Here is a 15863-nt window from a genome sequence, read left to right on the forward strand (position 1 = left end):
CGTTTTGTCATAAGCACGTAACGATAATGATGCTATAGCCATAAGCTGGCATGGCTTTTCGCCCCTTTTCTTGGGCAAACCCAGCTATGATGTGCCCTTCAAAGAGGATGGGTTTAATCCTTTAGTGAGAATGCCCACCCGATGCAGTCGGTTATTATTCGACGAAGGGTCAGAATATTTCTTTTTGTTGCTTCAAATACTTGAACTGCCCCGTCGATAAAGGCCCAAAAGGCGTGTAGCCGGGGTGGAACGGCACATTCGTGCCACACGAGCGCTCTTCAAGAAAAGCGCTTGATTGAAAACCGAACGCGCGATGCGTCGCCCGTTCACTTATTGCTGAAAAGCCTGGAATGCCCCATGTCGGACCGTTTTGAACTCTTCCTCACTTGCCCCAAGGGCCTCGAAGGCCTGCTGATCGAGGAAGCCGTCGGGCTTGGCCTTGAGGAAGCACGCGAGCACACCTCGGCCGTGCGCGGCATGGCCGACATGGAGACTGCTTACCGCCTGTGCCTCTGGTCGCGCTTGGCCAACCGCGTATTGCTGGTGCTCAAGCGCTTCCCGATGAAGGACGCCGAAGACCTGTACCACGGCGTGCTGGACATCGAGTGGGAAGACCACATGCTCGCCGACGGCACCCTGGCCGTTGAATTCAGCGGCCATGGCTCGGGCATCGACAACACCCACTTCGGCGCGCTGAAGGTCAAGGATGCGATTGTCGACAAGCTGCGCACCCCGACCGGCGAACGTCCGTCCATCGACAAGATCAACCCGGACCTGCGCATTCACCTGCGCCTGGACCGTGGCGAAGCGATCCTCTCCCTCGACCTGTCCGGCCACAGCCTGCACCAGCGCGGCTACCGCCTGCAGCAGGGTGCCGCACCGCTGAAAGAGAACCTGGCGGCAGCGATCCTGATTCGCTCCGGCTGGCCGCGTATTGCTGCCGAAGGCGGCGCGCTGACGGACCCGATGTGCGGCGTCGGTACCTTCCTGGTGGAAGGCGCGATGATTGCCGCCGACATGGCCCCTAACCTGAACCGTGAGCTGTGGGGTTTCACCGCCTGGCTCGGCCACGTTCCGGCGCTGTGGAAGAAACTTCATACAGAGGCCAGCGAACGTGCCGCCATCGGCATGGCCAAGCCACCGCTGTGGGTTCGTGGTTACGAAGCTGACCCACGCCTGATCCAGCCAGCGCGTAATAACATCGAACGCGCCGGCCTGAGCCACTGGATCAAGATCTACCAGGGCGAAGTCGGCACCTTCGAGCCGCGTCCGGACCAGAACCAAAAGGGCCTGGTGATCTGCAACCCGCCTTACGGCGAGCGCCTGGGTGATGAAGCCAGCCTGTTGTACCTCTACCAGAACCTCGGCGAGCGTCTGCGCCAGGCGTGCCTGGGCTGGGAAGCGGCGGTGTTCACCGGTGCCCCGGACCTGGGCAAGCGCATGGGCATCCGCAGCCATAAACAGTACTCGTTCTGGAACGGCGCCTTGCCGTGCAAATTGCTGCTGATCAAGGTCACCCCGGACCAGTTCGTCACCGGCGAGCGTCGCACCCCGGAACAACGCCAGGCCGAGCGTGAGCAAGCGGCCTACGACCAGGCGCCGACCGAGCCGCAAGAGCGCCAGTACAACAAGAACGGTAACCCGATCAAACCTGCCCCGGCCCCGGCCCCGGTGGTCGAGCAGGCGCGTTTGAGCGAAGGCGGGCAGATGTTTGCCAACCGCCTGCAAAAGAACCTGAAGCTGCTGGGCAAATGGGCCAAGCGCGAAGGCGTCGATTGCTACCGTGTTTACGATGCCGACATGCCGGAATACTCCATGGCCATCGACCTGTACCACGACTGGGTTCACGTCCAGGAATACGTGGCGCCGAAGTCGATTGACCCGGAAAAAGCCTCGGCACGCATGTTCGATGCCCTGGCGGCCATTCCTCAGGCGCTGGGCATCGACAAGAACCGCGTGGTGGTCAAGCGTCGCGAACGCCAGAGCGGCACCAAGCAGTACGAGCGCCAGAGTGCCCAGGGCAAGTTCACCGAAGTCAGCGAAGGCGGCGTCAAGTTGCTGGTCAACCTGACCGATTACCTGGACACCGGCCTGTTCCTCGACCATCGCCCAATGCGCATGCGCATCCAGAAAGAAGCGACCGGCAAACGCTTCCTCAACCTGTATTGCTACACCGCCACCGCCAGTGTGCACGCCGCCAAGGGTGGCGCGCGCAGCACCACCAGCGTCGACCTGTCGAAAACCTACCTGGACTGGGCGCGCCGCAACTTCTCCCTCAACGGATTCTCCGACAAGAACCGCCTGGAGCAGGGCGACGTGATGGCCTGGCTGGAAGCCAGCCGCGATGAGTTCGACATGATCTTCATCGACCCGCCGACCTTCTCCAACTCCAAGCGCATGGAAGGCATCTTCGACGTACAACGTGACCACGTGCAGTTGCTCGACCTGGCCATGGCGCGCCTGGCGCCGGGCGGCGTGTTGTACTTCTCGAACAACTTCCGCAAGTTCCAGCTGGAAGACAACCTCGTCGAGCGTTATGCCGTCGAGGAGATCAGTGACAAGACCATCGACCCGGATTTTGCGCGCAACGCCAAGATCCATCGGGCATGGAAAATCACCGCTCGCTGATCACTGCGTTCTGAAGCCGCAAGCCCGGATCATTCCGGCCTTGCGGTTTTTTTTGCGCTGGTCAAACGCAGGTCCTGTGGCTATAACTTAAGGCTTGGCCAAAGTGACGCACCCGCACGCTGGCGTTCCGAGTCTTGTCTATGCCGCTGCATGCCGTCCGCCCGAAAATCCTAGGTTTTATCAGTGAGCAGGTATCGGCGTGGCTAGTCGCGGTGGTGGTGTTTCTGGCCGGTATTGCGCTGACGAGCATCGTCGCCTGGGCCGCCTCCGATCTCTATCAGCAGCAAGTGCGCCAACGCTTCCAGTTGCTGGTCAATGAGCGTTACAGCCGCCTCCAGGAGCGTTTCGAGGACCAGGAACAACGCCTGGGCAGCCTGCGGCGGTTCTTCGTCAATTCCAATTCGGTCTCCCGCAACGAGTTCGACGGTTTTGCGCAGCCCTTGCTGTTGCGTACCCGTGCCTATGCCTGGGCTCCTCGGGTTTTACGTGACCAGCGCAGCGCGTTTGAACAAGAAATTACGGCTGAGCGCGGCGCGAGTTTTGCCATTCGCGAATTGAACGCGGCGGGCGAACTGGCCCCGGCCGCTCAGCACGATGAGTATGTGCCGGTGCTGTACAGCCAGACCCAGAGCCTGCTCGGCTCGCCGCTGGGTTTTGACCTGTTGGCCCAGCCACTGCGGCGCTCGACGGTGGAGCGTGCGCAACAGTCAGGGAAAATGGCGGTGTCCCAGCCCATGCAACTGGTAGGCGTGGAGCCGGCCTATGCCATGGGCGTGCTGCTGGTGGCGCCGGTCAGCCGGGCACCGACGCCACAAGCGCCCATCAGTGAACCTTACGGCTATGTAATGGCAGTGATCAGCATGCGCCAGCTGGTGGCCGATGGCTTGCCCAAGGCTGAGCGGGACAATCTGGTGACGCAGATCATCGATACTTCCGACGCAGAAAAACGTGTGCTGTACGAATCCGGCAATGCCGTGGCAGACAGCGACCTGATGGCCGCACGCCGGCTGACCCTTGGCGACCACATCTACGCCTTGAGCCTGCGCCCCAGCCTGGTGTTCCAGCAGGGCAATCATTCTTCGCAGGTGACTATCCTGGTCATGGGCAGCCTGCTGAGCCTGCTGCTCAGTGCGCTGCTCTACGTGTTGGTCAGCCAGCGCCAACGCGCGTTGAAACTGGTGGAGCAGCGCACGGCCCAATTGCGTCAGCGCGAACAGGAGCTGCGGGGCACCCACGGCCAACTGCGCAGCGTGCTGAATGCGGCGACCCAGGTGGCGATCATTGCCACTGACCTGCGTGGTGTGATCACCACGTTCAACGCTGGCGCCGAGCAGATGCTGGGTTTTGAGGTGGATGAGGTGCTCGGGTGCCTGACCCTCGAAAGCCTGCACCTGGCGCCCGAGCTGGAAGCCCGTGCCGCGCAGTTGAGTGCGGCGCTGGGCAAGCGCATTGCGCCTGGCCAGGCGATGCTGGTGGACGGCGCCGATGCGGTGCACCAAGCCCGTGAATGGACGCTGGTGCGTAAGGACGGCAGCCACCTGACGGTGAACATGCTTGCCACCGTATTGCTGGATGAGCATGGCCTATGGGTCGGGCACTTGGCGATCTGCCTGGATGTCACCGAACAAAAGCGTGCCTATGAGGCACTGGCCGCGCGGGACCGCCTGCTGAAGAAACTCAGTGCCCATGTGCCCGGCGGTATTTTCCAGTTCATCCTGGAACCGAATGGCGACTCGCGTTTCATTTATGCCAGCGACGGCATTCGCGATATCTACGAGATCGAGCCGGGGGTGCTGCAACAGGATGCACGAAAGGTCTTCGAGCGCATTCATCCGCTGGACGTCGAGCGGGTGCGGGATTCCATTCGTCTGTCCACCCTGCAACTGAGCCATTGGCGTGAAGAGTACCGGGTGCAATTGCCCCAGCGTGGGCTGCGCTGGATTCGCGGTGAAGCGACGCCGGAAGAACTGCCCGGCGGCGGTACGGTATGGCATGGGTACGTGTCGGATATTTCCGATCTCAAGCGGGTCGAGGAAGAGCTGCGCGCGCTGTCGATTACCGATTCGCTGACGGGCATTCATAACCGACGCTACTTTCAGGACCGCTTGAAGGCTGAAATGATTCGAGTCAAACGCGCCTCTGGATCGTTGTCGGTGATCATGTTCGACATCGACCACTTCAAGCGGATCAACGACCAGCACGGCCATGCGGTCGGCGACGAGGTGCTCAAGGAATTGTGCCGGCGCATCAGCCAACGATTGCGGCGTACGGATATGTTTTGCCGGCTGGGGGGCGAGGAGTTCGTGGTGCTGTGCCCCAATACCGACGGCAGCCAGGCGTTCAGTGTTGCCCTGGAGTTGTGGCAGGCGTTGCGCAGTGCGTCGATGGAGGGTGTCGGTACTGTGACGGCGAGTTTCGGCGTGGCCAGTTGGCGGGTCGAGGAGGGCGTTGACGGCTTGTTGCTGCGAGCGGATTCGGGGGTGTATGCGGCGAAGCAGGCGGGCCGGGACAGAGTTGAGGCAGAGCGGGCGCTTGCCTGAAGTGCACGGCCATTCAAGCTATTAGAGATCAATGTGGGAGCAGGCAAGTCAGCTCCCACATTTGATCTTTGTTGCCGTTAGAGCACCGGCGCAGCCGCCGCGAGCTTCGGCTGGCGATACAGGTCCAGCAGCACTTGATCCAGCACCGAAGAAGCGCCCCACGGTTTTGTATCGTTGAGAATCGCCACCACCGCCCAGGTATTGCCATTGTTGTCGCGGCTGAACCCGGCGATTGCGCGCACGGTGTTCAGGGTGCCGGTCTTGACGTGGGCTTCGCCGCGCATGGCCGTGGTCTTCAGGCGTTTACGCATGGTGCCGTCGGTACCGGCAATCGGCAGCGAGCTGATAAATTCCGCTGCATACGGGCTTCGCCACGCTGCTTGCAGCATGGTCGCCATTTCGCGGGCGCTGACCCGTTCGGCACGGGACAAGCCGGAACCGTTTTCCATCACCAGATGCGGTGCAGTGATGCCCTTTTTCGCCAGCCACTGGCGGACCACGCGCTGGGCTGCCTTGGCGTCATCGCCGTCGGCATCGGTGCGGAACTGCGCGCCCAGGCTCAGGAACAACTGCTGAGCCATGGTGTTGTTACTGTATTTGTTGATGTCGCGGATGATTTCCGCCAGGTCCGGCGAGAACGCCCGGGCCAGCACCTTGGCGTTCTTCGGTACCGGCGCCTGGATATCCCGGCCCTGGATGCTGCCGCCCAGTTCCTTCCAGATCGCCCGAACGGCGCCGGCGGTGTAGGTGGCGTGGTCCAGCAAAGACAGATAAGTCTGCGAGCTGCAGCCATCGGCCAACTGGCCGCTGACGGTCACGGTGACGCTGCCATCGGCGGCGGTCATCGGGCTGTAGCGCACGTCACCGGTGCACTGCTTAGCGTTGGAGACCTTGACCTGGTTGTCGATGCGAATGCTCGCAATCGGCGGCTCTACCGATACCAGCACCTTGCCCGAATCATTACGTGTGACAAAGCGCAGCGCCTTGAGGTTGACCATCAGGGCGTCGGGCTTGACCAGGAACGGCTTGTTCTCGTCGTTGCCGTCGTCGTTGAACTCCGGCAGTTGCGGCGGGATGAAGAAGCCACGGTCCAGTACCAGGTCGCCGGTCACTTGCTGCACGCCGTTGGCCCGCAGGTCGCGCATCAGCAGCCAGAGTTTTTCCATGTTCAGCTTGGGGTCGCCGCCGCCCTTGAGGTACAGGTTACCGTTCAGAATGCCGCCGCTGAGGGTGCCGTCGGTGTAGAACTCGGTTTTCCACTGATGGTTGGGGCCGAGCATTTCCAGGGCCGCGTAGGTGGTGACCAGCTTCATGGTCGAGGCCGGGTTGACCGACACGTCGGCGTTAAACACGGTGGGTGTGCCCGGGCCATTGAGGGGAATCATCACCAGAGACAGGGCGTTGTTTTGCAGCTTGGCTTTCTGAAGGGCTTCCTGGACCTTGGGTGGCAAGGAAGTGTTGATCGGGGCAGCGGTAACGGAAAAGGCCAGTGGGAGAAGAAAACCGGCCAGTAACAATGGACGCAAAGATTTGATCATAAGAATTAAAACCCTACTGCTGAGGGGTAAAAAAGGTGAGGGGTATGTACGAAAAATCCCTCAATGGTCATGAAAGTGTCGGCATTATGCCCCAAGGCAGTCGCACTTGTGCCTGAACGATAGCTGCTATTCGCGGTTTTTTTTACTGGCACTCTGCCGCCTGTCCCAGAGAAGCGGGCAAAGGCCGGCTTAAACTGCTAAAGTGCCGCCCGTTATTACTTAAGAGGATTGTTCCAATGGCGACTAACCGTTCCCGGCGTCTGCGCAAAAAACTGTGCGTTGATGAATTTCAAGAGCTGGGTTTCGAACTGAACCTGGACTTCAAAGAAGGTTTGGACGATGAAGCGGTTGACGCTTTCCTCGAAGCATTCCTGACTGAAGCAATGGACGGCAACGGCCTGGACTACGTCGGCGGTGATGACTTCGGTCTGGTTTGCAAAGCCACCCGTGGTTCGGTCAACGAAGAGCAGCGTGCCGCTGTTGAAGCGTGGCTGAAGGCTCGTCCAGAGCTGACCCGCGTTGAAGTCAGCGCCCTGTTGGACGCTTGGCATCCAGAAAAGCCGATCAACCCGGCAGTCTGATGTCATGAAAAAGCGACCCGCCCGGGTCGCTTTTTCGTTACTGGGTCTAAAGAATCAGGCCTTGCGCCAGTTCAGAATCACCAGCGTCAACACCCCCGCGACAATCCCCCAGAACGCCGAACCGATGGAAAACAACGTCAACCCAGACGCTGTGACCATAAAGGTGATCAACGCTGCTTCGCGTTCCTTCGGCTCATTCATGGCGATGCTCAAGCCATTGATGATCGAGCCAAACAGCGCCAGTGCCGCGATCGACAGCACCAGCTCCTTGGGCAACGCAGCGAACAACGCGGCCAATGTCGCGCCAAACACCCCGGCAATCCCGTAGAAAATCCCGCACCAGACCGCGGCGGTGTAGCGCTTGTTGCGATCTTCGTGGGCATGGGGCCCGGTGCAAATCGCCGCGCTGATGGCCGCCAGGTTGATGCCATGGGAGCCAAACGGCGCCAGCACCAGCGAGGCCAGGCCGGTGGTGGTGATCAGGGGTGAAGCCGGCACGTTATAGCCATCGGCCCGCAGCACGGCGACCCCGGGCATGTTTTGCGAGGTCATGGCCACCACGAACAGCGGGATGCCGATGCTGATGGTCGCGGCCAGGGAGAAGTGCGGTGTGGTCCACACCGGCGTTGCCACTTCAAGGTGGAAACCGCTGAAATCCAGCAGCCCCATCAGACCGGACAGCGCCGTGCCGATCAGCAATGCCGCGAGCACGGCATAACGCGGCGACAGGCGCTTGATGACCAGGTAAGTGAAGAACATCCCCAGTACCAGACCGGTGCGGTGCTGCGCGGCGACGAAAATCTCGCTGCCGATCTTGAACAGAATCCCCGCCAGCAAGGCTGCCGCCAGGGAAGCCGGGATGCGCTTGACGAGTTTTTCGAAGCTGCCGGTCAACCCGCAGATCGTCACCAACACCGCACAGGTGATGTAGGCGCCGATGGCTTCGCCGTAACTCACACCGCCCAGGCTGGTGATCAACAACGCCGCGCCCGGGGTGGACCAGGCAATGGTAATCGGCGTGCGATAGCGCAGGGACAGGCCAATGCTGCACACCGCCATGCCGATGGAAATCGCCCAGATCCACGAGGAAATTTGCGCCGTGGTCAGGCCGGCGGCTTGGCCAGCTTGAAACATCAGCACCAGGGAACTGGTGTAGCCGGTCATCATGGCGATGAAACCGGCGACGATGGCCGAAGGCGAAGTGTCGGCCAGTGGGCGTAATCGCGCTGGGGGGACGTCTGACATGGGTCGGTGTTCCTTTTACCGGGTTGTTTTTGTAGGAGCGAGCTTGCTCGCGAAGGTCGTTAACGATGACGCTGGCATCCTGAATGAATGCGGTGCTTATACGTTTTTCGCGAGCAAGCTCGCTCCTACAAAGGAGAAAGCGTGGAATCAAGCCTAAACTCAAACGTAACGATTCATTGCAATACAGCCGGCGCCGCAAACAGCCGTACAGTGTGTTGGCGCAGTGGGTTGTGTACAATGTGCGCTGATTTTACGCGATACTTGCCAGCGACCCTCTGTGCCGTATTACAGTCAACGTCAATTCGCCGCCGTTCTCCCGACCCGAGTGCCCATGAACGAACAGTTGCAGCCCCTCAAGAAACAACCGCGAGCCGGTAAGGCCGGTCGCAGTGGAACCCAGGACGATATCGTCTACGCGCATATCTTCGAGGCGATCCTCGAACAACGCCTGGCGCCCGGTACCAAATTGAGTGAAGAAGCGCTGGGCGAAATTTTTGGCGTCAGCCGCACCATCATCCGCCGCGCTCTGTCGCGCCTGGCCCATGAAGGCGTGGTACTGCTGCGGCCCAATCGCGGCGCGGTAGTGGCCAGCCCGAGTGTCGAGGAAGCACGTCAGGTGTTCCTCGCCCGGCGTCTGGTGGAGCGAGCGATCACTGAATTGGCGGTACAGCATGCCACGGCCGAGCAACTGGCCGAGCTGCGGCAGATGGTCAACGACGAGCGCGACAGCTTTTCCCGGGGTGATCGCGGTGCGGGCATCCGGCTTTCTGGCGAATTCCACCTGAAACTGGCTGAGGCGGCGAAGAATGCGCCGCTGATCAGCTTCCAGCGCAGCCTGGTGTCCCAGACATCGTTGATCATCGCCCAGTACGAAAGCGGCAACCGCTCCCACTGTTCCTACGATGAGCACACCCAGTTGATCGACGCGATCGAAGCGCGGGATGCGGGTCTGGCGGTGAACCTGATGATGCATCACATGGATCACATCGACAGCAAGCTCAACCTCGATGAGGAGAGCGCTTCTGATGATCTGCATGCGGTGTTCTCGCATTTGTTGCAGACCAAGAAGCCGGGGCGCTCTTCGGTCAAACTGTAATTTGCCAGGCTCACCACTAACAAAATGTGGGAGCGAGCAAGCCCGCTCCCACATTTGTTATGTGGCGTCTGCTAAATCAGCGTTGGTGCACGAGCTGCCCCGCCGCATACGTCTGCAACACCGCCCGGTCATCCCCCAGCGTCATCAACACAAACAACGTCTCGGCAATGTTATTGGCCTGCTTCAGGCGATAGCTGAGCAGCGGGGTGGCGTTGTAATCCAGCACCAAAAAGTCCGCGTCAGTGCCCGGCTGCAATGTGCCGATCTTGTCTTCCAATCGCAATGCCCGCGCACCGCCCAGGGTCGCGAGGTACAGCGACTTGAACGGACTCAAGCGCGCGCCTTGCAACTGCATCACTTTGTACGCTTCGTTCAAGGTTTGCAGCAGCGAGAAGCTGGTGCCGCCACCGACATCCGTACCCAGGCCCACATTCAACTTGTGCTTCTCAGCCATTGGCAGGTTGAACAACCCGCTGCCCAGGAAGAAGTTCGACGTCGGGCAGAATGCGACTGCCGACCCGGCTTCCGCCAACCGCGCGCACTCGTCATCGCACAGGTGCACACCGTGGGCGAACACCGAGCGCTCACCCAGCAGTTTGTAATGGTCGTACACGTCCAGGTAGCCCTTGCGCTCCGGGAACAGTTCTTTCACCCACTCCACTTCCTGCAGGTTTTCACTGATGTGGGTCTGCATGTACAGGTCCGGGTATTCCCCCAGCAGCTGCCCGGCGAGGGTCAGTTGTTCAGGCGTACTGGTCGGTGCGAAACGTGGCGTGACCGCGTAGTGCAAACGGCCCTTGCCGTGCCAGCGCTCGATCAGCGCCTTGCTTTCCTGGTAGCCGGACTCGGCGGTGTCGGTCAGATAGTCCGGCGCGTTGCGGTCCATCATCACCTTGCCGGCGATCATCCGCAGGTCGAGCTTCTCGGCCGCTTCAAAAAACGAGTTCACTGACTGCGGGTGCACGCTGCCGAATACCAGGGCGGTGGTGGTGCCGTTGCGCAGCAGTTCCTTGATGAAAATGTCCGCGACTTCTTCAGCGTGGGCCTTGTCGGCGAACTGGCTTTCACACGGGAAGGTGTAGGTGTTGAGCCAGTCCAGCAACTGCTCGCCATAGGCACCGACCATGCCGGTTTGCGGCAGGTGAATGTGAGTGTCGATCAGGCCGGGGGTGATCAGAGCGTCCTGGTAATGGGTGACTTCGATGTCAGCGGGCAGGGTAGCGAGCAATTCGCTGGCGTGGCCCAGGGCGCTGATCTGGCCGTTGTCGATCACCAGCAGGCCGTCTTCGAAATACTCGTAGGAGGCTTCGATCCCTACTTCGGCAGGGTCGGCGATGCTGTGCAAAATGGCGGCACGGTAGGCTTTGCGAGTCAAAGGCATGGTCGTCTCAGTTAGTCGCTTGGCTGCGGCGTGAAGCCGGCAGCAGTTTGGCAATGGGTTCGGCGCTCGCAGTGTGCTGGCCGAAATTGGCGTTATAGGTGGCGATGATTTCGCCGGCGATGGAGATGGCGATTTCAACAGGCAGTTTGCCTTTGACCTCAGTCAGCCCCATCGGGCAATGCATGCGTTGCAGTTGCGCGGTGTCGAAACCGCGATCCCGCAGGCGGTGTTCGAACTTGACGCGCTTGGTCTTCGAACCGATCAGGCCGAAGTAGGTGAAGTCATTGCGCTTGAGCAGGGCGGCGGTCAGCTCCAGGTCCAGTGCGTGGTTGTGGGTCATGACGATGCAGTAACTGCCCACAGGCAAGTGGTCGATTTCATCCACCGGCTCTTCGCTGACGATTTTACGCACGCCTTGGGGGATGTGTTCCGGGAATTCCTGTTCCCGGGAATCGATCCAGCGCACCCGGCACGGCAGGCTGGCCAGCAACGGCACCAGCGCGCGGCCCACATGGCCGGCGCCGAACACTGCGATCTGCGCCTGCACCTGGCCCATCGGTTCAAACAACAATACCGTCACGCCGCCGCAGCACTGGCCCAGGCTGGCGCCGAGGCTGAAGCGCTCCAGGTGCGTGTTCTGCTGGCCGCGCACAAGCATGTCCCGGGCGATCTGCATGGCCTTGTATTCCAGGTGCCCGCCACCGATGGTGTCGAACGTCTGGGCGGCACTGATGACCATCTTCGAGCCGGCATTGCGCGGCGTGGAGCCGAGCTCTTCGATGATGGTCACCAGCACGCAGGGTTCACCCTGGTTCTGCAGGTCGGCGAGGGCGCTGATCCAGTTGTTCATGTTTACCTCAGCATCTCTGTTGTCAGTTCGACCGCCTTCGCGAGCAAGCCCGCTCCCACATTTTGATTTGTGAACACATTCAAATGTGGGAGCGGGCTTGCTCGCGAAGGCAGCGCCTCGGTCTAGAGCGAAGCCAACTCGGTTTCAGTTTCCACAGCTTTTGCAGCGGTCAGTTGGCGCATCTGCTCACACCCCCACAACACCCGCTCCGGCGTCGCCGGTGCATCAATCTTCGGCTGATGACGATAGTCGCCCAGGCTCGCCACGGCATCCTTGATCGCACACCACGAGGCGATGCCGAGCATGAACGGCGGCTCGCCCACGGCCTTGGAATGGAACACGGTGTCTTCCGGGTTCTTGCGGTTTTCCACCAGTTTCACCCGCAGGTCCAGCGGCATGTCGGCGACGGCCGGGATCTTGTAGCTGGCCGGGCCGTTGGTCATCAGCTTGCCTTTGTTATTCCAGACAAGCTCTTCCATGGTCAGCCAGCCCATGCCCTGGATGAAGCCGCCTTCGACCTGGCCGATGTCGATGGCCGGGTTCAGCGAGGCGCCCACGTCGTGCAGGATGTCGGTGCGCAGCATTTTGTATTCGCCGGTCAGCGTGTCGACGATCACTTCGCAACAGGCCGCGCCGAACGCGAAGTAGTAGAACGGCCGGCCACGCGCCTGGCTGCGGTCGTAGAAGATTTTCGGGGTCTTGTAGAAGCCGGTGCTCGACAGTGAAACCTGGGCGAAATACGCCTGCTGGATCAGCGCTTCAAACGTCAGGATGTGATCGCGAACCCGCACATGCCCGTTGTGGAATTCAACGTCGGCCTCGCTGACTTCATACTTGCGCGCGGCAAATTCCACCAGGCGCTGCTTGATGGTTTCGGCGGCATTCTGCGCGGCCTTGCCGTTCAAGTCGGCGCCGCTGGAAGCCGCCGTCGGCGAGGTGTTCGGCACCTTGTCGGTGTTGGTGGCGGTGATCTGTACGCGGTCGATTTCTACCTGGAAGATCTCGGCCACCACCTGCGCGACCTTGATGTTCAAGCCCTGGCCCATTTCGGTGCCGCCGTGGTTCAGGTGGATGCTGCCGTCGGTGTAGATGTGGATCAGCGCACCGGCCTGGTTGAGGAAGCTGGCGGTGAAGGAAATCCCGAATTTCACCGGCGTCAGCGCCAGGCCTTTTTTCAGGATCGGGCTGTTGGCGTTGTAGCGACGGATCGCTTCGCGGCGCTCGAAATACTGGCTGCTTTGTTCCAGTTCGGCGGTCATCTCTTCGAGCATGTTGTGCTCGACGGTCTGGTAATAGTGGGTGACGTTGCGCTCGGTCTTGCCGTAGTAGTTGGCCTTGCGCACGGCCAGCGGGTCGAGGGCCAGATGCCGGGCAATCGCGTCCATCACTTCCTCGATGGCGACCATGCCTTGGGGGCCGCCGAAGCCACGATAAGCCGTGTTGGACGCGGTGTTGGTCTTGCAGCGGTGGCCGTTGACCGTGGCGTCGCCCAGGTAATACGAGTTGTCGGAGTGGAACATCGCACGGTCGACAATCGAGTTCGACAGGTCCGGTGAGCAACCGCAGTTGCCCGCCAGTTCCAGATTGATACCGTGCAGGCGGCCGGTGTCGTCGAAGCCCACGTCGTACTCGATATAGAACGGGTGGCGCTTGCCGGTCGTCAGCATGTCTTCCACGCGCGGCAGGCGCATTTTGGTCGGCTGGCCGGTGAGGCGCGCGACCACCGCACACAGGCATGCCGGGCTGGCGGCCTGGGTTTCCTTGCCGCCAAAACCACCGCCCATGCGGCGCATGTCGACCACGATTTTGTTCATCGATACGTCGAGTACTTCGGCCACCAGCTTCTGTACTTCGGTGGGGTTTTGCGTGGAGCAGTAGACGATCATGCCGCCGTCTTCGGTGGGCATTACCGAGGAGATCTGGGTTTCCAGGTAGAAGTGTTCCTGGCCGCCGATGTGCAGGGTGCCCTGGATGCGATTTTTTGCCGTCGCCAGCGCGCCCGCCGAATCACCGCGTTGGTGGGTGTGGCTGTCCAGCACAAAATGCTTTTTGCGAAACGCCTCGACCACGTCCAGCACCGGCTCGAGGTCTTCGTATTCGATCACGGCAGCCATCGCGGCTTTGCGTGCGGTTTCCAGGTCGCGGGCGGCAACGGCCAGCACTACCTGGCCGACGAACTGCACGGTGTCGATGGCCAGCAACGGGTCGCCGGGCATCAACGGGCCGATGTCTTTCAGGCCCGGCACGTCTTCGTGGGTGATGACGATGCGCACGCCTTCAAAGGCGTAGCAGGGCGCAGTGTCGATGCTGATGATCTTCGCGTGGGCGCGGTCCGACATGCGTGCGTACAGGTGCAACTGGTTCGGAAACTCCAGGCGGTCATCGATGTACTGCGCCTCGCCCGAGACGTGCTTGGCGGCGCTGTCGTGCTTGACGCTGCGACCGACTCCGCTGGTCAGGTCCTTGGCGAACAGTTCGGCGAGTTCGGCCTGGGATTTTTCCACGGCATGATGGTTAGACATAAGCGGTCACCCGAGTCTCGATGTGCGGCGTTTGCAGTTCGATGAAGTATTTGCGCAGCAGGTTTTGTGCGCTGAGCAGGCGGTATTCCTTGCTGGCGCGGAAGTCCGACAGCGGGGTGAAATCTTCGGCCAGCGCGGCGCAGGCTTTTTCCACGGTGGCGGAATTCCAGGTGGCGCCGTTCAGCGCAGCTTCGCAGCTTTTCGCACGTTTTGGGGTGGCAGCCATGCCACCGAACGCCACGCGGGCATCGGCGATCACGCCGTTATCAATCTTCAGGTTGAAGGCGGCGCAGACGGCGGAAATGTCATCGTCCAGACGCTTGGACACCTTGTAGGCACGGAACAGCGGCACGCCTTTGGGCACGATGATTTTTTCGATGAATTCGCTGTCCTGGCGGGCAGTGACACGGTAGTCGATGAAGTAGTCTTCCAGCGCCAGGGTGCGGCGGGTGTTGCCTTTGCACAGTACGATCTGCGCACCGAGGGCGATCAGCAGTGGCGGCGAATCACCGATGGGCGACGCGTTGCCGATATTGCCGCCCAGGGTGCCCTGGTTGCGGATCTGCAACGAGGCGAAGCGGTGAAGCAATTCGCCGAAGTCCGGGTATTCGTTGTTGAGTGCGGTGTAGCAGTCGGAGAGGGAAGTGGCGGCGCCGATTTCCAGGCGGTCGTCGAAGCTTTCGATGCGCTTCATTTCTTCGATATTGCCGACGTAGATCATCACCGGCAGCGTGCGGTGGAACTGCGTGACTTCCAGCGCCAGGTCGGTGCCGCCAGCCAACAGCCGGGCTTGTGGGTAAGCGTCGTAAAGGTCGGCCAGGTCGGCGACGGTCAACGGCACCAGGCAGCGTTTGTCGCCGCTGTTCAACTCGCCGGTTTGAGTCGGCGCGATGGATTTCAGGCGGGCGATGGTTTCGGCCTGGCGACTGTCGAACTGGTCCTGGGGCTTGTTGCAGCAGGCCTGTTCGGCGGCGGCGAGAATCGGGCGATAACCGGTGCAGCGACAGAGGTTGCCGGCCAGGGCTTCATGGGCTTTCTGGCTGTCGGGCGCGTCGCTGTTCTTTTGCAGGGCGAACAGCGACATCACAAAGCCCGGGGTGCAGAAGCCGCATTGCGAACCGTGGCACTCCACCATGGCTTGTTGCACGCTGTGCAGTTGGCCCTGGTGCTTGAGGTCTTCGACGCTGATCAGTTGCTTGCCGTGCAGGGACGAGACAAAGGTCAGGCACGAGTTGAGGCTGCGATAGCGAATCTGCTCCGCGCCTTGATCGTCGGTGTGCAGCTCGCCGACCACCACGGTACAGGCGCCACAGTCGCCGCTGGCGCAGCCTTCCTTGGTACCGGATTTGCCCAGGTGCTCACGCAAATAGTTGAGCACAGTCAGGTTCGGGTCCAGGGCGTGCTCACTACGGAGTTCCTGGTTGAGTAAAAACTGGATCACGGAAGGCCTCGCAGACTCATTATTGTTGTTAACCGCTTTGC

At 60.9% G+C, this 15863-nt stretch carries 10 protein-coding genes; 4 read left to right on the forward strand and 6 right to left on the reverse strand.

Going from position 1 to position 15863, the window contains the following annotated elements; genetic code table 11:
* The first annotated feature begins 357 nt into the window (after window positions 1-357).
* Window positions 358-2628, forward strand: a complete 2271-nt coding sequence (rlmKL, locus tag AU074_RS26100) for a bifunctional 23S rRNA (guanine(2069)-N(7))-methyltransferase RlmK/23S rRNA (guanine(2445)-N(2))-methyltransferase RlmL (protein WP_076017186.1) — start codon at window positions 358-360, stop codon at window positions 2626-2628.
* A gap of 140 nt (window positions 2629-2768) precedes the next feature.
* A complete protein-coding gene (locus AU074_RS26105; RefSeq protein ID WP_076017187.1) occupies window positions 2769-5168 on the forward strand; it encodes a diguanylate cyclase in 2400 nt (799 codons plus the stop codon).
* A gap of 77 nt (window positions 5169-5245) precedes the next feature.
* Here the strand turns inward: AU074_RS26105 and dacB are convergent, their stop codons facing one another.
* Entirely contained in the window at window positions 5246-6706 is a 1461-nt protein-coding gene (gene dacB / locus AU074_RS26110) for a D-alanyl-D-alanine carboxypeptidase/D-alanyl-D-alanine-endopeptidase (protein WP_076017188.1), read from the reverse strand.
* A 236-nt stretch (window positions 6707-6942) separates the two neighbouring features.
* Here dacB and AU074_RS26115 point away from each other — a divergent pair, with 236 nt between their 5' ends.
* A complete protein-coding gene (locus tag AU074_RS26115) occupies window positions 6943-7287 on the forward strand; it encodes a YggL family protein (RefSeq protein ID WP_003219101.1) in 345 nt (114 codons plus the stop codon).
* 54 nt (window positions 7288-7341) lie between these two features.
* Here AU074_RS26115 and AU074_RS26120 read toward each other — a convergent pair whose 3' ends face one another.
* The gene (locus AU074_RS26120; RefSeq protein WP_076017189.1) at window positions 7342-8532 is read right to left on the reverse strand and encodes a benzoate/H(+) symporter BenE family transporter; all 1191 of its coding nucleotides are present in this window, start codon (window positions 8530-8532) and stop codon (window positions 7342-7344) included.
* Between the two features lie 331 nt (window positions 8533-8863).
* On the opposite strand from AU074_RS26120, the gene AU074_RS26125 reads away from it, so the two are divergent.
* Complete coding sequence (locus AU074_RS26125; protein WP_017477154.1) at window positions 8864-9628, forward strand: GntR family transcriptional regulator; 765 nt, start codon at window positions 8864-8866, stop codon at window positions 9626-9628.
* Between the two features lie 76 nt (window positions 9629-9704).
* Here the strand turns inward: AU074_RS26125 and guaD are convergent, their stop codons facing one another.
* The 4 genes from guaD to xdhA form a co-directional block, all read right to left on the reverse strand.
* Complete coding sequence (guaD, locus tag AU074_RS26130) at window positions 9705-11009, reverse strand: guanine deaminase (protein WP_076017190.1); 1305 nt, start codon at window positions 11007-11009, stop codon at window positions 9705-9707.
* 7 nt (window positions 11010-11016) lie between these two features.
* Complete coding sequence (gene xdhC / locus AU074_RS26135; protein ID WP_076017191.1) at window positions 11017-11859, reverse strand: xanthine dehydrogenase accessory protein XdhC; 843 nt, start codon at window positions 11857-11859, stop codon at window positions 11017-11019.
* 122 nt (window positions 11860-11981) lie between these two features.
* The gene (gene xdhB, locus AU074_RS26140) at window positions 11982-14381 is read right to left on the reverse strand and encodes a xanthine dehydrogenase molybdopterin binding subunit (protein WP_076017192.1); all 2400 of its coding nucleotides are present in this window, start codon (window positions 14379-14381) and stop codon (window positions 11982-11984) included.
* Window positions 14374-15822, reverse strand: coding sequence for a xanthine dehydrogenase small subunit (gene xdhA / locus AU074_RS26145; RefSeq protein WP_076017193.1), 1449 nt, complete (start codon window positions 15820-15822; stop codon window positions 14374-14376). Before xdhA ends, xdhB begins: the two co-directional genes overlap by 8 nt.
* Window positions 15823-15863 lie beyond the last annotated feature (41 nt).

The sequence above is a fragment of the Pseudomonas sp. ATCC PTA-122608 genome (assembly GCF_001952855.1).
Lineage (GTDB): Bacteria > Pseudomonadota > Gammaproteobacteria > Pseudomonadales > Pseudomonadaceae > Aquipseudomonas.

Coding starts and splice junctions, on each gene's coding strand:
- xdhB (WP_076017192.1), bottom strand. CDS start 14,381: ATGTCTAACCATCATGCCGTGGAAAAATCCCAGGCCGAACTCGCCGAA.
- xdhC (WP_076017191.1), bottom strand. CDS start 11,859: ATGAACAACTGGATCAGCGCCCTCGCCGACCTGCAGAACCAGGGTGAA.
- dacB (WP_076017188.1), bottom strand. CDS start 6,706: ATGATCAAATCTTTGCGTCCATTGTTACTGGCCGGTTTTCTTCTCCCA.
- AU074_RS26105 (WP_076017187.1), top strand. CDS start 2,769: ATGCCGCTGCATGCCGTCCGCCCGAAAATCCTAGGTTTTATCAGTGAG.
- AU074_RS26120 (WP_076017189.1), bottom strand. CDS start 8,532: ATGTCAGACGTCCCCCCAGCGCGATTACGCCCACTGGCCGACACTTCG.
- guaD (WP_076017190.1), bottom strand. CDS start 11,009: ATGCCTTTGACTCGCAAAGCCTACCGTGCCGCCATTTTGCACAGCATC.
- rlmKL (WP_076017186.1), top strand. CDS start 358: ATGTCGGACCGTTTTGAACTCTTCCTCACTTGCCCCAAGGGCCTCGAA.
- AU074_RS26125 (WP_017477154.1), top strand. CDS start 8,864: ATGAACGAACAGTTGCAGCCCCTCAAGAAACAACCGCGAGCCGGTAAG.
- AU074_RS26115 (WP_003219101.1), top strand. CDS start 6,943: ATGGCGACTAACCGTTCCCGGCGTCTGCGCAAAAAACTGTGCGTTGAT.